Below are 17991 nucleotides of genomic sequence, written 5' to 3'. Positions count from 1 at the left end.
GTCAGCTCAGCGCTTCGAGCTGGAGTTCGGGTTGCAGCTGGACCTGCAGCGACAGCGTGGCCGACAGCGGCAGCGAGAGCGATTCGGATTCGCCGCGCGCCAGGGCCTCGAACAGCGGCAGCGCGTCGGCCATCGCGTTGACCCGCAGCGCGCGCGCCGCGTCGCTGCGCACCGGCGTCGCCGGCAGCGCGCCGGCCGCCAGCGACCATTCGAAGGACGCCACGGTGCGCGCGCTGCGCGTCGGCGAAATCACCAGGGCCACGGCCAGCATCTCGCGGCTGGTGGTCACCGAGGCCAGCGCGCCCACAGCCGGCATGTCGTAGCCGGCCAGCAGCACGGCGCGCTGGTCGGCCGCGCACTGCGCCGCCGCCTCGAGCAGCCCCGAGGCGAAGCTGCTCTCGTAGGCGGCGAGCGAATTGCTGGCCGCCATGCAGCCGGTGCCGATGGTCCAGTAGCCGACCGCGGCGTTGTGCACCGAGTTGTGGAACTTGATCGGCGACAGCAGCAGCGGGTCGGCCGCCAGCGTGCCGCACATGTAGTCGTTGATGCCGAGGTCGCCGTGGGCCGAGGCGAAGACGCAGGGCAGGTCGGCCGCGTTGCGGCCGGAGGCCGCGACCGCGGCGCCTGCCACCTCGAGCGCCAGCGCCACCGTGTCGGGCGCGCGACGGCGCTCGGCCGGTGCCAGCAGCTGCGGCGATGGCCGCTTGGCCGGCGGGTCGGCCGGCGCACCGTCGCCGCGGAAGACTGCGCTGGCGATCTCCCAGCCCGGCAATGTCGCGGCCCAGAAGGCCGGGCCCTCGATGTAGAGCGTGGGGGTCTTGTTGGTGGTGGTCATTCTGCGGCTCCCTTGCCGAAGACCAGCGAGCAGTTGTTGCCGCCGAAGCCGAAGGAGTTGCTCAGTGCATGGCGCACCTCGCCGCGGGCCGGCCGCAGCTTGATCTGCGGGCCGCACTCGGCGTCGAGCGTGGTGGTGTTGACGTTGCCCGGCTTGAGGCCGGTCTCGATCGCCAGCAGGCTGATCACGGCCTCGACGATCCCGGCCGCACCCAGCGTGTGGCCGGTGAAGCCCTTGGTCGAGCTGGCGTGCGTGGTGCCGGGAAAGCGGCGTGCCACCAGGGCCCCTTCGACCTCGTCGTTCTTGGTGCTGGCGGTGCCGTGCATGTTGATGTAGTCGATGGCGGCGGCGGCCAGGCCGGCGCGGGCCAGTGCATCGTCGAGCGCCTTTTCGGCGCCCAGGCCTTCGGGATGCGGGGTCGACATGTGATGGGCGTCGCTGGCCTCGCCGTAGCCCAGCAGTTCGAGCGGGCCGCGGCCGCGCTCGAGCAGCGCGAATCCCGCGGCTTCGCCGAGGCTGATGCCGTTGCGCGCGGCGTCGAAGGGCCGGCAGGGCTCGGGCGACACGAGTTCGAGGGAGTTGAAGCCGAACAGCACGCTGCCGCACAGCGTGTCGACGCCGCCGACCACCGCCGCGTCGACCAGGCCCAGGCGGATCAGCCGCTCGGCCGAGGCGAACACCTTGGCGCTGGACGAACAGGCAGTGGAGATCGTCTCGGACGGGCCTTCGAGGCCCAGCGCCTGCTGCACGAAGAGCGAGAGCGAATGCGGCGTGTGCACCTTGGGGCGCTGCTGGTCGGCGGGGAAGGCGCCATCGGCCAGCTGCGTGTAGGCCAGCTCGGTCTCGCCGATGCTGGAGGTCGAGGTGCCGAGGATCAGCGCGATGCGGGTCGGGCCGTAGCGCTTGCGGGCGGCCGCGACCGCTTCCATGAAGCCGTCGGCCTGCAGGCCGAGCCAGGCGAGCCGGTTGTTGCGGCAATCCCAGGCGGCGAGTTCCTCGGGCAGGCGCAGTTCTTCGAGGCCGTCGACGCGGCCGATCCAGGTCGGTAGCGGCGAGGCGCCGAAGTCATTGGCCCGCAGGCCGCTGCGCGATTGCGCGAGCGCGTCGGCGAGGGCGGTCTTGCCCACACCGACGGCCGAGGTCGCGGTGAAGGCGCTGATCTTCAAGGGGGGGATGCGTGAAGGTGTCACGTTGGGCGGGGTGTGATGGCCAAAACACGACAGCCTACCAGCAGCACGGCGCCCACCGCAGTCGGCCAAGGCCTCGACCCTGCAGCGTCGGGCGGTTCAGGGCAGGGCGCTCAGGTGCGCCTGCGCGGCGGCGGCGAGCCTGGCGTCGAAGGTGGCCAGCGGCGCCTTGAGCTCGGCTGCGAGGCAGAGGTAGGCGGCGTCATACGCGGAAAGCTGATAGCGCACGGCCAGTTCGTACTGCGCGCCGAGATCGACCGGGTGCAGGTCGATGGCGTAGCCGGCGTAGTCGGCCAGCGCCAGCGCCAGGGAGTCGGCGGGCCAGGACTGCCGCCGTTTCTTGAGCGCGACGCTGACGATCTCGTGGTCGAGCAGGTTGGGTGCATGCAGGGCATGTCCGGCCAGGCGCGCCAGCGCGGCGTCGCGCGCCGGTTCGTCGAACAAGATGGCAACGATCGCGCTGCAGTCCACCACCATCGGCGGGCGCAGGCGATAGGCGGCCGGCGGCTCGGCCACGTGCAGCGCAGGCGCGCTCAACGGGCGTCCCGGTCGGCGCGGACGATGTCGACCCCGAGCGGGCCGGCGTCGATCGGCGACGGGAAGCGGGCGCGGTGCTCGGCGGCGATCTGCTCGATCGGCTTGCCGCCGCGCCGCACGATGGCGCGGCCGCCCCAGCCCACGCCCACCTCCTGTGCCTGCGCGGATGCAGGCCGCGGCGCGTCATCCGCGTCGCGCACCGCTTGCTCGATGATCGCCATCAGCTCGCCCTGCAGCGAGCGATGGTTGCGGGCCGCGCGTTGACGCAGGCGCTCGGCCAGGTCATCCGGAACGTCCTTGACTGACAGGTTGGCCATGCAGCTTCCTCCAAATTGGAGTCATTATGGCGCCAATTCAGATCTTGTCGCAGTTGCCTGGCCCGCGGCCTTGCCGTTCGCGGCCGCTCGCGATGCCAGCGCCACCAGCACCAGCACCGGCAGCCCCAGCGCTGCGGTGCCGATGAAGAATGCCTTGTAGCCGAAGGCGTCGACGAAGACCCCCGAGTAGCCGGCGATGAATTTCGGCAGCAGCAGCATCAGCGAACTGAAGAGGGCGTACTGGGTGGCCGAATAGCTGATGTTGGTCAGGCTCGACAGGTAGGCGATGAAGGCCGCCGAGGCGATGCCGCCGGCCAGGTTGTCGGCCGACACCACTAGCACCAGCGCCGTGAGGTCGTGCCCGCGCGAGGCCAGCCCGGCGAACAGGAGGTTGCTGGCGGCGCTCAGCACCGCGCCCAGCATCAGCACCCGCATCACGCCCAGGCGCATCGAGAGCACGCCGCCGACGAAGGCGCCGGCCAGCGTCATCACGACGCCATAGATCTTGCTGACCGTCGCGACCTCGTCCTTGGTGAAGCCCATGTCGACGTAGAAGGGGTTGGCCATGATGCCCATCACGACGTCGCTGATGCGGTAGACCGCGATCAGCGACAGGATCAGCGCCGCCTGCCAGCGATAGCGGCGGATGAAGTCGGCGAACGGCTCGATCAGCACGCTCTGCAGCCATTCGCCGGCGTTCTTCGGTTTCGGCAGCGCGACGCGCACCGGTTCGGGCGACAGCAGCACCGTGACGACCCCGATCGCCATCGATGCCGCCATGACCAGGTAGGCGGTCTTCCAGGCGCCGTCCTGGTAGCCCGCGAGGCCGGGCAGTTCGGCCCAGGCAGCGACCCACAGCACGCCGGCGCCGGCCCAGATCATCGCCAGCCGGTAGCCGGTCTGGTAGCAGGCGGCCAGCGCGGCCTGCTTGCGGGTGGCGGCCGACTCGATGCGGAAGGCGTCCAGCGCGATGTCCTGGGTGGCCGAGCCGAAGGCCGTCAGAAGTGCGCACCAGACCAGCGGCGGCAGGCCGTCGCGCGGGTCGTTGAAGGCCATGCCGGCCAGGCCGGCGACCACCGCCAGCTGCGCCAGCAGCAGCCAGCCGCGCCGGCGCCCGAGCAGGGTGGTCAGCGGCGGTATGGGCAGGCGATCGACCAGCGGCGCCCAGACCCACTTGAAGCCGTAGGCGAGGCCGACCCAGCTCAGGAAGCCGATGGTCGACCGGTCGACGCCGGCTTCGCGCAGCCGGAAGCTCAGCGTGCCCAGCACCAGCAGCAGCGGCAGGCCGGCCGAGAAGCCGAGCGCCAGCATGCGCAGCGAGGCGGGTTCGAGATAGACCTTGAGCGCATCGCGCCAGGGCAGGGAAGGAGGGGCTTCGGCAGCCTGGGGTGCGGACATTCGGTGGCGGAGGTTGAGGCCTCGCATTATTCCCGCATGCGCAGGCGTCGCTTCGGGACCGAAGCCGTCGTCCGCCGGGCCTGCGCGCCTGGCGAGGCGCTTTTCATGCGGGGGAAGCGCTGACCGTGGCCTTCGCCTCGGCCAGGTACGGCGCCATCGAATGGTGCCGATACGCCACCTCCCCGATCTCGTCGTAGCTGCAGTTTCCGCACTCGAACGACGAGGCCGCCGCGGTGCCGTCGGCCAGCTGGTTCAGCGTCTCCTCGCTCACCAGCAGGTACTCGGACTCGGGCACCTGATTCTTCAACAGCCGGTGCGCGACGATGATGCTCTTGCCGATGAATTTCGAATGTCCCTTGACCTGCATGGTCCTGGCCGGCCCGCAATGGGCGACGAACTTGAGCGACAGGCAATGGACGCTGGAACACGCGCCGCACGCGCAGGTGCGCAAGATCTCGATCCGCTTGATGTGTGAATGGAAGTCCACGAACATCTTCCGTGCCTGCGCCAGAAGCTCGTCCAGCGACGGCGGCGCGCCGGGACGAACGAACAGCACCGCATCGCCTTCGAACTCGGACACCTCCAGCCCGAGCTGGTTGGCGTCCACGATCAGCTCCAGCAGTTCCTGGATGATGTGCTGGCTATGGCTCACCTCGGTCTCGGTCACGAACTTCGTGAAACCGCTGATGTCCGGGATGAAGAAGAGCACGTTGTCGGGATTGTCTGTCGCCACGGCTTGCTCCAAGCATTTGCGTCATCGCATTCAACCACGCGCCCGCGCAGGCCAGGCACGGCCACCACAAGACCCCGAAGGCAGCCCCGACTAGGGTTGCCATCGCGCCTGTGCCTGTAGCGGCTGCGGCTGGCACATCCTTTGCAAGGCATCTTGTACACAAGACAGGATGCTTGATGATGGTGCATGAACAGGCGGTGCGCCCCGGCGATGCCGGGCCGCGGGTGGAAGGACGAGCGAGTGCGGCGTGGATCACGCGGCTCGCGTCGCCGCTGGCCGGTGCCGGCGCGGGGCCGCTGGCCGGTCTGCGCTTTGCCGCCAAGGACAACATCGACGTCGCCGGCGTGCCGACCACGGCGGCCTGCCTCGCCTTCACCCGCACGCCGACGGCCCACGCCCACGTGGTGCAGCGCCTGCTCGACGCCGGTGCGTCGCTGCTCGGCAAGACCAACCTGGACCAGTTCGCCTGCGGCTTGAACGGCACCCGCTCCCCCTACGGGCCGGTGCCCAACAGCTTCGATGCGCGCTATGTCTCGGGCGGGTCGAGTTCGGGGTCGGCCTATGTGGTGGCCACCGCGCAGGCCGACTTCGCGCTCGGCACCGACACCGCGGGCTCGGGCCGGGTGCCGGCCGGGCTCAACAACATCGTCGGCATCAAGCCCTCGCGCGGCCTGCTCAGCGCCCGCGGCGTGGTGCCGGCGGCGCAGAGCGTCGACTGCGTCTCGATCTTCGCCCGCACGGTGGCGGTGGCGGCCCGGGTGCTGCAGGCGGCGATGGGCTTCGACCCCGAGGACCCCTACGGCCGCAGCCTGGCGCTGGCCACCGCGCCGCTGCCCGCGGGCTTCCGCTTCGGCGTGCCTTCGACGCTGAACTTCTTCGGCGATACGCTGTCGCGGGCGGCCTTCGAGCAGGCCGTCGGCCAGCTGTGCGTGCTCGGCGGCGAACCGATCGAGATCGACTATCGGCCGCTGGCCGAAGCCGCGGCGCTGCTCTACGACAGTGCGCTGGTGGCCGAGCGCTACGCCGCGGTGCGCGATTTCTTCGACACCCACGAGGCCGAGGTGGTGGAGCCGGTGCGCAGCATCCTGGCGCAGGGCCGCGCCTACAGCGCCGCCGATTTCGTCGATGCCCGCACCCGGCTGCAGGCGCTCGGCCAGCAGGCCGCGGCGATGTGGAACGACATCGACGTGCTGGCGGTGCCGACGGCGCCGGCCCACTACACGATCGAGGCGATGCAGGCCGACCCGGTGGTGCTCAATCGCAACCTGGGCGAATACACCAACTTCGTGAACCTGCTCGACTACGCGGCGATCTCGGTGCCGGCCAGCCTGCGCGCCGACGGCCTGCCCTTCGGCATCACGCTGATCGGCCGCGCCGGCAGCGACTTCCAGCTGGCCGAGCTGGGCCAGCGCTTCCACCACGCCACCGGGCTGCCGCTCGGCGCGACCCGCGAGCCGCTGCCCGCGATCGAGCCGCTGCCGCTGATCGCGGCGCCGCCCACGGTGCAGGTCGCGGTGGTCGGCGCCCACCTGTCGGGCATGCCGCTCAATGGCCAGCTGACCGAGCGCGGCGCCCGGCTGATCGCCGCCACCCACACCTCGCCCGACTACCGCCTTTATGCATTGCCAGGCACCGTGCCGCCCAAGCCCGGCCTGCTGCGCGTGGCGGCCGGCGAGGGCGCGGCGATCGCACTCGAGATCTGGGAGATGCCGCTCGCGCACTACGGCAGCTTCGTCGCCCTGATCCCGGCGCCGCTCGGCATCGGCAGCCTGCGGCTGGCCGACGGCCGCAGCGTCCAGGGCTTCGTCTGCGAGGCGCTGGCGGTTGCCGGCGCCGACGACATCACCGCGCTCGGCGGCTGGCGCGCCTACATCGCGGCGCGCAGCGCAGCGGCGACCTGAATCTCTTCGTCAATCTTTCATCCGGAGTACGCCATGGCCCTCAGCAAGAAACCCCTGACCCTCGCCACCCCGGCCTCGCGGCGGCAGCTGCTGCAGGCCGGCGCGGCCGGCCTGGCCGTGCTCGCCGCGCCTGCGATCGTGCGAGCCCAGGGCGCACCGAAGATCCGCATCGGCTACTGGCCGATCGCGGCCGGACTGCCTTTCTACTCGGCGGTCGAACTGGGCTACTTCAAGGCCGCAGGCCTCGACGTCGAGGTGCAGCGCTATGCCGGCGCCCAGCAGATCATGGAAGCGATGCTGGCCGACCGCTGCGACGGCAGCGCCAACGGCACCGGCTCGGCCAACATCGCGATCGGCGAGATCGCGGCGCCGGGCAGCTTCAAGATCTTCTGCTCCAACCCCAGCAACGTGAAGAACGTGCTCGACCAGGTGCTGGTGCCGACCGCCAGCACCGCCAAGGTCATGGCCGACCTCAAGGGCAAGCGGGTCGCCTCGGGGCCGGGCATCCAGAACGTCACGCTGGCCAAGGCGGTGCTCGAGCGCGGCGGCGCCACCGGCGCCACGGTGGTCGAGCTGCCGATCGGCCAGCACGTCGCAGCGCTCGCCGCCGGCCAGGTCGACGGCTGCTACACGCTGGAGCCGACAGGCACCATCGGTCGCCTGAACGGCAGCACGCGGGTGCTCGAGGCCGGCGTGATCGCCAAGTACGTGCTCGGCGATCCGATGGCGCCGTGGTTCGGCGGCTCGGCCTCGCTGACCTCGGCGCTGATCAAGAAGAACCCCGAGGCGGCGAAGAAGTTCATCGGCGCCTACGGCCAGGGCGTGGCCTTCGTGCGCAGCAAGCCGGCCGAGGCGCGCCAGTACCTCAAGGGCTACACCGCGATCGAGGGCCCGCTGACCGGCGAGGTGCCGCTGGCGGCCTACACCATGTACAACGAGTTCACGCCAGGCGACATCGCCTACTTCCAGAAGTTCTTCGATCTGTTCTCGGACAAGGGCATCTTCTCGTCGCGCCTGATGGTCGACTCGATGCTCTACAAGGGCTGAGGCCATGAGCACCCCTTCATCAGCGGCGCCCTGGTCGCCTCCGGCTGCAAATGCTGCCGCCTCCGCGCCGCCGCGCGAATCGCACTGGGTCAAGGCGCTGCCCTTCATCGGCCCGGTGGTGCTGTTCATCGTCTGGGACCTGGTGGTGCGCTTCGGCCTCATCAAGGCCATCCTGCTGCCGATGCCGGGCGCCACGCTGCAGACGCTGCTGTCGGGCCTGGCCGGCGGCGCGCTGCTGGGCGACTTCGCGGTCACGGTCTGGCGCACGCTGCAGGCCTTCCTGATCGCCGCCGTCGTCGGCGTACCGCTGGGCGTGCTGCTCGGCAGCAACGAGCGGGCCTACCGCAGCGTCGAGTTCCTGATCGACTTCTTCCGCTCCACGCCCTCGTCGGCGCTGATCCCGCTGTTCCTCATGATCTTCGGCGTCTCGGACGTCAACAAGGTGGCGATCGCGGCCTTCGGCGCCTTGCTGATCGTGGTCTTCAACAGCGCCTACGGCGTGATGAACGCGCGCAAGCAGCGGGTCATGGCGGCCAAGGTGATGGGGGCCTCGCGCTGGCAGATCTTCCGCGACGTGCTGGTCTGGGAAAGCCTGCAGCCGACCTTCGTCGGCCTGCGCTCGGCGGTCTCGATGGCGCTGGTGATCGTGATCGTGGCCGAGATGTTCATCGGCTCCGACAGCGGCCTCGGCCATCGCATCATCAACTCGCAGCAGGTGATGAACGTCAAGGACATGTACGCCTCGATCATCGCGGCGGGCGCGCTGGGCTATGCGCTCAACATTCTTTTCCTCGTGGCCGAGCGCCGCATCGTGCACTGGAGCGGAAGATGAGAGCCACCGTCGAGAACGTCATCAACGGCCCGGTCTATGCCGACGTGCCGAAGCCGGCCTTCGTCCCGGGCCCTGCCGGCACCCACATCACGATCCGCGGGCTGACCAAGTACTTCGCCGGCTGGCCGCTGTACGAGAACTTCGACCTCGACATCCCGAAGCAGAAGATCGTCTCGGTGTTCGGCCCCAACGGCTGCGGCAAGTCGACCCTGATCAACATGATCGCCGGCCTGATCCCGATCGACTCGGGCGAGATCCTGTTCGACGGCAAGTCGCTCAAGGACACCAAGATCGGCTACGTGTTCCAGAACTACCGCGAGGCGATGTTCCCGTGGATGCGGACCATCGACAACATCGCCTATCCGCTCAAGCTCGAAGGCCGCTCCAAGGCCGAGGTCGATCGCCGCATGGAAGAGCTGGTGGCATCCTTCGACGTCAAGTTCGACCTCAAGCGCTACCCCTACGAGCTGTCGGGCGGCCAGCAGCAGACGGCATCGATCATGCGGGCGCTGGCCCCCAACCCCGAGGTGCTGTTCCTCGACGAGCCCTTCTCCGCGCTCGACTTCGAGATGACCCTCTTCATCCGCGAAAAGCTGCAGGAGGTGTTCATGAAGACCGGCACCACGATGCTGCTGGTGTCGCACGACCTCGAGGAAGCGGTGTATCTCGCCGACCAGGTGCTGCTGCTGACCAAGCGGCCGACCAGGGTGGCCGAGATCCTCGACTACCGCGACGAGCGGCCGCGCACGCTCGAGACCTTGAGCTCCGCCAGCTTCGTGGCCATGAAGAAACTCAGCCTGGAGATCTTCCAGCGCGAAGTACGCCGCTAGGAGATGCCAGCATGACGCCTTCGGAGATCGAAGCCTATGTCGATGCATCGGCGGCCGCGCTCGGCTTGAAGCTCAGGCCCGACCATCGCCCCGGCGTGCTGCGCTACTTCGCGCTGGCGGCGGAGTTCGCCGCGCTGGTCGAGGCCGTGCCGCTCAGCGAGCGCGACGAGCCGGCGCTGAGCTTTGTGCCGGTGTCGCCGCGGGAGAAAACGCAATGAGCGCGTCGGAGCTGCTGCGCCAGGACGCATCCGCGATGGCCGCCGCGGTGCGCGGCAACGCGGTCGGCGCGGTGGCGCTGGTGCAGGCCAGCCTGGACCGCATCGAGGCCACCGATCGCCGCGTCAACGCCTTCACCGCGGTGCTGCGCGAGCGGGCGCTTCGGCGCGCGGCGCAGGTCGATGCCTCGCTGGCCTCGGCCAACGGCCCGCGAACGCGCGAGCTGCCGCTGCTGGGCGTGCCCTTCGCGGTCAAGAACCTGTTCGACATCGCCGGACTCGCGACCCTCGCGGGCTCCAAGATCGAACGCGAGCACACGCCGCCGCGCGACGACGCGGCCTTGGTGCGGCGGCTGGAGAACGCCGGCGCGGTGCTGGTCGGCGCGCTCAACATGGACGAGTACGCCTACGGCTTCACGACCGAAAACAGCCACGTCGGTCCCTGCCACAACCCGCACGACCTGACCCGCATCGCGGGCGGCTCGTCGGGCGGTTCGGGCGCCGCGGTCGCTGCCGGCCAGGTGCCGCTCACGCTGGGCTCCGACACCAACGGCTCGATCCGCGTGCCCGCCTCGCTGTGCGGCGTGTTCGGGCTCAAGCCCACGTTCGGGCGGCTGCCGCGCACCGGCAGCTTCCCGTTCGTCTCCAGCCTCGACCATCTGGGGCCGTTCGCGCGTTCGGCGCGCGACCTGGCCCTGGCCTACGACGCGATGCAGGGCCCCGAGGGCCGCGGCCCGCACGACCCCGGCTGCGCGCAGCGGGCGGCCGAGCCGGTCGGCGCGGCGCTGGCGCTGGGCACGCAGGGCCTGCGCATCGGCGTGCTCGGCGGCTACTTCCGCCAGCACGCCCAGCCCGAGGCGCTGACCGCGGTCGACGCCGTGGCGCAGGCGCTCGGCGCCAGCCGCACGGTCGAGTTGCCGATGGTCGAGGCCGGCCGGGCCGCGGCCTTCCTGATCACCAATTCCGAAGGCGCGGCGCTGCACCTGCCCGACCTGCGCCGCCGCGCGCAGGACTTCGAGCCGCTGTCGCGCGACCGCTTCCTGGCCGGCGCGCTGCTGCCGGCCGCCTGGGTGGCGCGCGCGCAGCGGGTGCGGCGGCTCTATGCCGAGCAGGCGGCGCGTGTGTTCGAGCAGTACGACGTCTTGCTGGCCGCCGCGACGCCCTCGGCGGCGACGCCGATCGGTGCCGAATTCTTCGAGATCAACGGCCACCGGCTGCCGGTGCGGCCCACCATGGGCCTGCTGACCCAGCCGATCTCGTGCATCGGCCTGCCCGTGTGCGCGGTGCCGGTCTGGGGCGCCCACCCCGACCTGCCGATCGGAGTGCAGGTGATCGCCGCGCCGTGGCGCGAAGACCTGGTGCTGCGAGTGGCCGCGGCGCTCGAATCCGCGGGGCTCGTGCATGCGCCCGTGGCGGCGCTGGCCTGACATGCGAAGCGCCCCGCGAGCACAAAGACGGGGCGCCGGGGCCGCGGTGGCGCGCGCGCCGCACAAGGCTGGCGCGCCGCAGGCTGATTTGGCCGCCCAAGCGCTGGTACGGTTTATGCACACCATCTTGTATCCAAGACAGGACATCCCGGCCCCTTGATTCCTCACCCATCACCTGGAGTAAGCACCATGAGCCAGTTCAACCGTCGCGATTCCCTCAAGTCCCTGGCCGCCCTGGCCTCCGCCACCACGCTGGGCGGCTGGAGCGCGCTGGCCAACGCCCAGAAGCCGCTGACCGTCGGCGTGATCTACGTCGGCCCGCGCGACGACTACGGCTACAACCAGTCGCATGCGCTGGCGGCGGCCGAGCTCAAGAAGATGCCGGGCCTCAAGGTCGTCGAGGAAGAGAACGTGCCCGAGACCGCGGCGGTGCAGAAGACCATGACCGGGATGATTTCGCAGGACGGCGCCAAGCTGCTGTTCCCGACCTCGTTCGGCTACTTCGATCCGCACATCCTGGCCGTGGCGCCGAAGAATCCCGACGTGCGCTTCTCGCACTGCGGCGGCATGTGGACCGAGGGCAAGCACCCGAAGAACGTCGGCAGCTTCTTCGGCTACATCGACGAGTGCCAGTTCCTGAATGGCGTGATCGCCGGCCACATGACCAAGAGCAACAAGATCGCCTTCGTCGCCGCCAAGCCGATCCCGCAGGTGCTGCGCAACATCAACGCCTTCACGCTCGGCGCGCGCTCGGTCAAGCCGGGCATCACCTGCAGCGTGATCTTCACGGGCGACTGGTCGATGGCGGTGAAGGAGGCCGAGGCCACGAACAGCCTGGCCGACCAGGGCTGCGACGTCTTCACGATGCACGTGGACGGCCCCAAGGTGGTGGTCGAGACGGCGGCCAAGCGCGGCAAGATGGTCTGCGGCTACCACGCCAGCCAGGCCAAGCTGGCGCCCAATGCCTACCTGACCGGCGCCGAATGGAACTGGATCACGGCCTACAAGACCATCGTCGACGCGGCCCAGGCCGACAAGCCGCATCCGAACTTCCTGCGCGGCGGCCTCAAGGAAGGCTACGTGAAGATGTCGCCCTACGGCGCCATGGTGACCGACGCGGCGAAGAAGAACGCCGACGACATCAAGGCCAAGATGCTGGCGGGCAGCTTCGACATCTTCACCGGCGGGCTCAAGGACAACAAGGGCGTGGTCATGATCCCGGCCGGCAAGGCACTCAAGCAGACCGACCTCGAACTGGAAAAGATGAACTACCTCGTCGAAGGCGTGGTGGGCTCGGTCGGCTGACCGGCGACCGCTTTCACCCCGCGAGCCGACGATGCGCAACGCATTGAAAGAGATCGCGCTGCCGGTGTTCGCCATTGCGGCGGCACTGCTGCTCTTCGGCGTCTTCGTCTGGTTCGCCGGCGTGAGTCCGCTGGAGGTCTGGGTCATCCTCTTCAAGGGAGCCTTCGGCGACTGGTTCTCGTGGCAGAACACGCTGCAGCGCGCCGCGCCGCTGATGCTGACCGCGCTGTGCGTCGCGATTCCGGCGCGCGCCGGGCTGGTGATCATCGGCGGCGAGGGCGCGCTGGTGCTCGGCGGGCTGGCCGCCGCGGCGCTGCCCTATGCGCTGCCGCTGCCTGCGAACCTCGTCGGCACGCTCGCCCTGTGCGTGGCCGGCGCCATGGCCGGCGCCGCCTGGATCGCGCTGGCGGGCTGGCTGCGCCAGTACCGCGGCATCAACGAGACCATCAGCAGCCTGCTGCTCGCCTACATCGCGATCGGGCTCTTCAAGCACCTGGTCGAGGGCGTGCTGCGCGATCCGGCCAGCCTCAACAAGCCGGCCACGCGCTCGATCGCCGAGGGCCTGGGGATCGGCGGCATCGGCGGCTCCGACGTGCACTGGGGGCTGGTGATCGGCATCGTCGCCTGCCTGGTCTCCGGACTCTGGCTGCGCGCCACCGCATCGGGATTCTCGGTGCGGGTGGTCGGCGGCAATCCGCGCACCGCGCAATTGGTGGGCCTCCCGGCCAGCGGGCTGATCCTGGCCGCCTGCGGGATCGGCGGCGCCTGCGCGGGCGTGGCCGGTGCGGTCGAGGTGGCGGCGGTCCACACCAACGCCAACGCCTCGCTGATCGCGGGCTATGGCTATGCCGGCATCCTGGTGTCCTTCATTGCGCGCCACAACCCGGTGGCGGTGATCCCGGTGGCGATCCTGTTCGGCGGCTTCGGCGCCGCGGGCAGCCTGCTGCAGCGCCGCCTCGGCCTGCCCGATGCTTCGGTGCTGGTGCTGCAGGGCATGGCCTTCGTGCTGATCCTCGCGAGCGAAGGGCTGCGCATGATCGACTGGAAGACGCTGTTGAAGAACCGCATGCCGCGCGCCGTGCAGCCGCGCATGACCAAGGAAGCCACATGACCGCCGACCAGTGGATCGCGCTCGTGGCGGGCATCGTCGGGGGCGCCTTGCGCGTCGGCGCGCCGTTCCTCTTCGTCAGCCTCGGCGAGTGCCTGACCGAGAAGTCCGGCCGCATCAACCTCGGCCTCGAAGGCGTGCTGGTGCTCTCGGCGATGGCGTCCTTCGGCGGTTCCTGGCTCACCGGCTCGGCCTGGCTCGGCGTGCTGATCGGCGGCGCCGCGGGCGCGCTGCTCGCGCTGCTGCACGGCCTCTTGTGCTCGCTCGACCGCGTCAACGACGTCGCCACCGGCATCGCGCTGATGCTGTTCGGCACCGGCCTGGCCTTCTATCTCGGCAAGCCGCTGATCCAGCCGCAGGCGCCGCAGCTGCCCGCGATCCCGCTCGGCGACTGGAGCGACAACCCGGTGATCCGCTCGGCGCTGCAGGTCAACTCGCTGGTGCCGGTCGGCATCGTGCTGGCGATGTTCCTGTGGTGGGGCTTCGCGCGCACCCGCGCCGGCCTGCTGGTGCGCATGGCCGGCGATTCGGCCAATGCGACGCGCGCGCTCGGCTACTCGGTGGCCGGACTGCGCATCGCGGCCACCACCGCGGGCGGCTTCATCGCCGGGCTCGGCGGCGCCTCGCTCACGCTGTTCTATCCGGGCAGCTGGAACGAGGGCATCTCGAGCGGGCAGGGCCTGATCGCGGTGGCGCTGGTGATCTTCGCGCGCTGGAGCCCGCTGCGCTGCATCGGCGCGGCGCTGCTGTTCGGCGGCGCCGGCGCGATCGGGCCGGCCCTGCAATCGATCGGCGTCGGCTGGGGCTACCACCTCTTCAACACCGTGCCCTACGTGCTCACGCTGGTGATCCTGGTGCTGACCTGCAAGCCGGGCAGCGTGGCGGTCGGCAGCCCGGGCGAACTGTCGTCCACGCGATGAACACACAAGGAAACTGATCGATGAGCGGTCTCGGTGGTCTCAACAAATCGGCGCACGGCGTGGTCGTCGGCCTGGTGCAGCTGCAGCTGCCGGTGGTCAAGACCGCGGCCGACCTGGCGGCGCAGACCCGGCGCATCTGCGAGCTGGTCGCCAAGGCGCGCCGCAACCAGAGCACGATGGATCTGGTCGTGTTCCCCGAGTACGCGCTGCACGGCCTGTCGATGGACACCTCGCCCGAGATCATGTGCTCGCTCGACGGCCCCGAGGTCGAGGCCTTCCGGCAGGCCTGCGTCGACAACCGGATCTGGGGCTGCTTCTCGATCATGGAAGCCAACCCCGAGGGCAACCCGTACAACAGCGGCCTGGTCATCGACGACCACGGCGCCATCCGGCTCTACTACCGCAAGATGCATCCGTGGGTCCCGGTCGAGCCCTGGGAGCCGGGCAACCTCGGCATTCCGGTGTGCGACGGGCCCAACGGCAGCAAGCTGGCGCTGATCATCTGCCACGACGGCATGCTGCCCGAGATGGCGCGCGAGGCCGCGTACAAGGGGGCCGAGATCATCCTTCGCACAGCAGGCTACACGGCCCCGATCCGTCACGCCTGGCGCATCACCAACCAGGCCAACGCCTTCTGCAACCTGGCCTATACGGCGAGCGTCTGCATGTGCGGCAGCGACGGCACCTTCGACTCGATGGGCGAAGCCATGTTCTGCAACTTCGACGGCACCGTGCTGGTCGAGGGCGGTGGCCGGCCCGACGAGATCGTCACGGCCGAACTGCGGCCCGACCTGGTGCGCGAGGCCCGCACCGGCTGGGGCGTCGAGAACAACATCTACCAGCTCTATCACCGCGGCTACGTGGCGGTGAAGGGAGGCGCGCAGGACTGCCCCTACACCTACATGCGGGACATGGCGGCCGGCCGCTACCGGCTGCCCTGGGGCGAGCAGGTCAAGGTCACCGACGGCAGCGGCTTCGGCTTCGCGGCGCCGGTCCGCGGCTACAAGGGCCCCGAGGCGCATCCCCTGGTGCCGCAGGCGCCGCCGACACCCGATTCATCGTCATGAGCACTACCTACGTTTCCGCCGACCCCTACCGCTGGCCCTACAACGGCGCGCTCCGGCCCGACAACACGGCGCTGATCGTGATCGACATGCAGACCGATTTCTGCGGCAAGGGCGGCTATGTCGACGTGATGGGCTACGACCTCGCGCTGGTGCAGGCGCCGATCGAACCGATCGCACGCACGCTGGCGCGGCTGCGGCCGCTCGGCTTCCACATCATCCATACGCGCGAAGGGCATCGCCCCGACCTCGCCGACCTGCCGGCCAACAAGCGCTGGCGCTCGCGGCAGATCGGCGCCAACGGCGTCGGCATCGGCGACGACGGCCCGTGCGGGCGGATCCTGGTGCGCGGCGAACCCGGCTGGGAGATCATTCCCGCGCTGGCGCCGTTGCCGGGCGAGGTGGTGATCGACAAGCCCGGCAAGGGCTCCTTCTATGCGACCGACCTCGAACTGGTGTTGCGCACGCGCGGCATCGAGAACCTGATCCTGGCCGGCATCACGACCGACGTCTGCGTCCACACCACGATGCGCGACGCCAACGACCGCGGCTTCGAATGCCTGCTGCTGTCGGACTGCACCGCGGCCACCGACCACGGCAACCACCTGGCGGCGCTGAAGATGATCACGATGCAGGGCGGCGTGTTCGGCGCTCATGCGACGTCGGCGGCGCTGCTCCACGCGCTGCCCGCCCAGTAGAACGGAGAGCCGCAAGATGATCGCACCGGTCCACCCCGCGCCCGCCGCCACAGGCGCGCTGGCGCTCGACACCTACGAGCTGACCAAGCGCTTCGGCAGCTTCACCGCGATGGACCGCGTGACCATGCACGTGGCGCCCGGCACGGTGCATGCGCTGCTTGGCGAGAACGGTGCCGGCAAGAGCACGCTGGTGAAATGCGTGGCCGGCTTCCAGCGGGCGGAGGAGGGTTCCATCCTGATCGACGGCCGCGAGCAGGACATCGCCAACCCGGTGGTGGCGCGCATGCTCGGCATCGGCATGGTCTACCAGCATTTCACGCTGGCGCCCGGCATGACGGTGGCCGAGAACCTGCTCCTGGCCGGCGGCAAGACGCCGGCGCTGATCGACTGGAAGCGCAAGCGCGCCGAACTCAAGGACTTCCTGGCGACCACGCCCTTCAGCCTCGACCTCGACGTGCGGCCTTCGGAGCTCGCGGCCGGCGAGAAGCAGAAGCTCGAACTGCTGAAGCAGCTCTACCTGAAGCCGCGTCTTCTGATCCTCGACGAGCCGACCTCGGTGCTGACGCCGCAGGAAGCCGACGAGGTGCTGGGCCATGTGCGCGAGTTCGCGAAGAGCGGCCTGTGCACGGTGCTGATCATCACCCACAAGTTCCGCGAGGTGATGGCCTATGCCGACAGCGTCACGGTGCTGCGGCGCGGCAAGGCGGTGCACCACTGCCAGGTGGCCGACACCAACCCGGCGCGGCTCGCGGCGGCGATGATGGGCGAAGGCGAGGCGCCGCCGCCTGCCGAAGGCGACACCGCCGCGCCGACCGGCCGTGCGCTGCACGCGATGCAGCCGACCGCGGCCAACGCTGCCATTGCGCTGCAGGTCGAGGGTCTGCGAGCGCTGGGCGACCGTGGCACGCTGGCGGTGCACGACCTGAGCCTGTCGGTGCGCTCGGGCGAGATCCTCGGCGTCGCGGGTGTGTCGGGCAACGGCCAGCGTGAGTTGGTGGAGGCCCTGGTCGGCCAGCGGCCGCGGCTCGCGGGTCGCGTCACGGTGATGGGCGAACCCTACGAGGCCAGGCGCGAGGAGAACCGCCGTCTCAAGGTCCGCAGCCTGCCCGAGGAGCCGCTGCGCAATGCCTGCGTCGGCGACCTCAGCGTGGCCGAGAACATGGCGCTGCGCGATTTCGACCAGCCGCCGCTGGCCTGGCCGGCGCTCGGCGCCGACGTGCTGAACTTCCCGCTGTGGCGCAGCCGGGCCCGCGAGTGGATCGCCGAATACGGCGTCAAGACCCAGGGCGAGGGCGCGCCGATCCGCAGCCTGTCGGGCGGCAACGTGCAGCGCGCGGTGCTGGCGCGCGAGTTGGCCGGTGACATCAACGTGCTGATCGCGGCCAATCCGGTGTTCGGGCTGGACTTCGCGGCGGTGGCGGAAATCCACAGCCGCATCGTGCAGGTGCGGGCACGCGGGGGTGCGGTGCTGCTGATCAGCGAGGACCTCGACGAACTGCTGGAGATGGCGGACCGGATCGTGGTGATGAGCGAGGGGCGGGTGGTTTACGAGACGGATGCGTCTACCGCTGAGCGTCATGTCCTGGGTGCGCACATGGGTGGGGGCGATCATCATTTGCCGGTGGCGGCATGAGGAC

The 17991-nt window shown here is 69.9% G+C and carries 18 protein-coding genes; 12 read left to right on the top strand and 6 right to left on the bottom strand.

Going from position 1 to position 17991, the window contains the following annotated elements:
* Nucleotide 1: 1 nt before the first annotated feature.
* The 6 genes from QTI17_RS19495 to QTI17_RS19470 form a co-directional block, all read right to left on the bottom strand.
* Entirely contained in the window at nucleotides 2-835 is an 834-nt protein-coding gene (locus tag QTI17_RS19495) for a beta-ketoacyl synthase chain length factor (RefSeq protein WP_286535045.1), read from the bottom strand.
* Nucleotides 832-2010: a beta-ketoacyl-[acyl-carrier-protein] synthase family protein gene (locus QTI17_RS19490; RefSeq protein WP_286535346.1), complete on the bottom strand. Its 1179-nt coding sequence runs from the start codon at nucleotides 2008-2010 to the stop codon at nucleotides 832-834. The genes QTI17_RS19495 and QTI17_RS19490 overlap by 4 nt, the downstream gene beginning before the upstream one ends.
* Before the next feature lie 111 nt (nucleotides 2011-2121).
* Nucleotides 2122-2559, bottom strand: a complete 438-nt coding sequence (locus QTI17_RS19485) for a type II toxin-antitoxin system VapC family toxin (protein ID WP_286535044.1) — start codon at nucleotides 2557-2559, stop codon at nucleotides 2122-2124.
* Nucleotides 2556-2876, bottom strand: coding sequence for a FitA-like ribbon-helix-helix domain-containing protein (locus tag QTI17_RS19480; RefSeq protein ID WP_286535043.1), 321 nt, complete (start codon nucleotides 2874-2876; stop codon nucleotides 2556-2558). Before QTI17_RS19480 ends, QTI17_RS19485 begins: the two co-directional genes overlap by 4 nt.
* Before the next feature lie 24 nt (nucleotides 2877-2900).
* A complete protein-coding gene (locus QTI17_RS19475) occupies nucleotides 2901-4274 on the bottom strand; it encodes an AmpG family muropeptide MFS transporter (RefSeq protein WP_286535042.1) in 1374 nt (457 codons plus the stop codon).
* A gap of 103 nt (nucleotides 4275-4377) precedes the next feature.
* Complete coding sequence (locus QTI17_RS19470) at nucleotides 4378-5007, bottom strand: DUF2652 domain-containing protein (protein WP_286535041.1); 630 nt, start codon at nucleotides 5005-5007, stop codon at nucleotides 4378-4380.
* Between the two features lie 176 nt (nucleotides 5008-5183).
* Here QTI17_RS19470 and atzF point away from each other — a divergent pair, with 176 nt between their 5' ends.
* The 12 genes from atzF to QTI17_RS19410 all read left to right on the top strand — a co-directional run bounded on the left by atzF (nucleotide 5184) and on the right by QTI17_RS19410 (nucleotide 17987).
* Complete coding sequence (atzF, locus tag QTI17_RS19465; RefSeq protein WP_503011079.1) at nucleotides 5184-6908, top strand: allophanate hydrolase; 1725 nt, start codon at nucleotides 5184-5186, stop codon at nucleotides 6906-6908.
* A 33-nt stretch (nucleotides 6909-6941) separates the two neighbouring features.
* Complete coding sequence (locus QTI17_RS19460) at nucleotides 6942-7955, top strand: ABC transporter substrate-binding protein (protein WP_286535039.1); 1014 nt, start codon at nucleotides 6942-6944, stop codon at nucleotides 7953-7955.
* Between the two features lie 4 nt (nucleotides 7956-7959).
* A complete protein-coding gene (locus QTI17_RS19455; RefSeq protein ID WP_286535038.1) occupies nucleotides 7960-8787 on the top strand; it encodes an ABC transporter permease in 828 nt (275 codons plus the stop codon).
* Complete coding sequence (locus QTI17_RS19450) at nucleotides 8784-9617, top strand: ABC transporter ATP-binding protein (RefSeq protein ID WP_286535037.1); 834 nt, start codon at nucleotides 8784-8786, stop codon at nucleotides 9615-9617. The genes QTI17_RS19455 and QTI17_RS19450 overlap by 4 nt, the downstream gene beginning before the upstream one ends.
* 11 nt (nucleotides 9618-9628) lie before the next feature.
* Nucleotides 9629-9835 (top strand): DUF4089 domain-containing protein, encoded by a 207-nt coding sequence (locus tag QTI17_RS19445; RefSeq protein WP_286535036.1) that lies wholly within the window; start codon nucleotides 9629-9631, stop codon nucleotides 9833-9835.
* Nucleotides 9832-11259 (top strand): AtzE family amidohydrolase, encoded by a 1428-nt coding sequence (locus QTI17_RS19440; protein WP_286535035.1) that lies wholly within the window; start codon nucleotides 9832-9834, stop codon nucleotides 11257-11259. The genes QTI17_RS19445 and QTI17_RS19440 overlap by 4 nt, the downstream gene beginning before the upstream one ends.
* Before the next feature lie 189 nt (nucleotides 11260-11448).
* Nucleotides 11449-12564, top strand: a complete 1116-nt coding sequence (locus tag QTI17_RS19435; RefSeq protein ID WP_286535034.1) for a BMP family ABC transporter substrate-binding protein — start codon at nucleotides 11449-11451, stop codon at nucleotides 12562-12564.
* Nucleotides 12565-12595: 31 nt separating this feature from the next.
* A complete protein-coding gene (locus QTI17_RS19430; protein WP_286535033.1) occupies nucleotides 12596-13675 on the top strand; it encodes an ABC transporter permease in 1080 nt (359 codons plus the stop codon).
* Nucleotides 13672-14592, top strand: a complete 921-nt coding sequence (locus tag QTI17_RS19425; RefSeq protein ID WP_286535032.1) for an ABC transporter permease — start codon at nucleotides 13672-13674, stop codon at nucleotides 14590-14592. The genes QTI17_RS19430 and QTI17_RS19425 overlap by 4 nt, the downstream gene beginning before the upstream one ends.
* A 20-nt stretch (nucleotides 14593-14612) precedes the next feature.
* Nucleotides 14613-15659, top strand: coding sequence for a formamidase (locus tag QTI17_RS19420; RefSeq protein WP_286535031.1), 1047 nt, complete (start codon nucleotides 14613-14615; stop codon nucleotides 15657-15659).
* Nucleotides 15656-16354: a biuret amidohydrolase gene (biuH, locus tag QTI17_RS19415; protein WP_286535030.1), complete on the top strand. Its 699-nt coding sequence runs from the start codon at nucleotides 15656-15658 to the stop codon at nucleotides 16352-16354. Before QTI17_RS19420 ends, biuH begins: the two co-directional genes overlap by 4 nt.
* Before the next feature lie 16 nt (nucleotides 16355-16370).
* Entirely contained in the window at nucleotides 16371-17987 is a 1617-nt protein-coding gene (locus QTI17_RS19410) for an ABC transporter ATP-binding protein (RefSeq protein WP_286535029.1), read from the top strand.
* Nucleotides 17988-17991 lie beyond the last annotated feature (4 nt).

The sequence above is a fragment of the Variovorax sp. J31P179 genome, assembly GCF_030316985.1.
Classification (GTDB): Bacteria; Pseudomonadota; Gammaproteobacteria; order Burkholderiales; family Burkholderiaceae_C; genus Variovorax; species Variovorax ginsengisoli_B.
The sequence above is the reverse complement of the archived record's forward strand: the minus strand, read 5'-3'. Positions and strand labels throughout refer to the sequence as shown.

Bases quoted from the DNA above. Each gene is read 5' to 3' on its own strand.
- QTI17_RS19495 (WP_286535045.1), bottom strand. From the start codon at position 835: ATGACCACCACCAACAAGACCCCCACGCTCTACATCGAGGGCCCGGCC.
- QTI17_RS19480 (WP_286535043.1), bottom strand. From the start codon at position 2,876: ATGGCCAACCTGTCAGTCAAGGACGTTCCGGATGACCTGGCCGAGCGC.
- QTI17_RS19475 (WP_286535042.1), bottom strand. From the start codon at position 4,274: ATGTCCGCACCCCAGGCTGCCGAAGCCCCTCCTTCCCTGCCCTGGCGC.
- atzF (WP_503011079.1), top strand. From the start codon at position 5,184: ATGATGGTGCATGAACAGGCGGTGCGCCCCGGCGATGCCGGGCCGCGG.
- QTI17_RS19460 (WP_286535039.1), top strand. From the start codon at position 6,942: ATGGCCCTCAGCAAGAAACCCCTGACCCTCGCCACCCCGGCCTCGCGG.
- QTI17_RS19455 (WP_286535038.1), top strand. From the start codon at position 7,960: ATGAGCACCCCTTCATCAGCGGCGCCCTGGTCGCCTCCGGCTGCAAAT.
- QTI17_RS19450 (WP_286535037.1), top strand. From the start codon at position 8,784: ATGAGAGCCACCGTCGAGAACGTCATCAACGGCCCGGTCTATGCCGAC.
- QTI17_RS19445 (WP_286535036.1), top strand. From the start codon at position 9,629: ATGACGCCTTCGGAGATCGAAGCCTATGTCGATGCATCGGCGGCCGCG.
- QTI17_RS19440 (WP_286535035.1), top strand. From the start codon at position 9,832: ATGAGCGCGTCGGAGCTGCTGCGCCAGGACGCATCCGCGATGGCCGCC.
- QTI17_RS19435 (WP_286535034.1), top strand. From the start codon at position 11,449: ATGAGCCAGTTCAACCGTCGCGATTCCCTCAAGTCCCTGGCCGCCCTG.
- QTI17_RS19430 (WP_286535033.1), top strand. From the start codon at position 12,596: ATGCGCAACGCATTGAAAGAGATCGCGCTGCCGGTGTTCGCCATTGCG.
- QTI17_RS19425 (WP_286535032.1), top strand. From the start codon at position 13,672: ATGACCGCCGACCAGTGGATCGCGCTCGTGGCGGGCATCGTCGGGGGC.
- QTI17_RS19420 (WP_286535031.1), top strand. From the start codon at position 14,613: ATGAGCGGTCTCGGTGGTCTCAACAAATCGGCGCACGGCGTGGTCGTC.
- biuH (WP_286535030.1), top strand. From the start codon at position 15,656: ATGAGCACTACCTACGTTTCCGCCGACCCCTACCGCTGGCCCTACAAC.
- QTI17_RS19410 (WP_286535029.1), top strand. From the start codon at position 16,371: ATGATCGCACCGGTCCACCCCGCGCCCGCCGCCACAGGCGCGCTGGCG.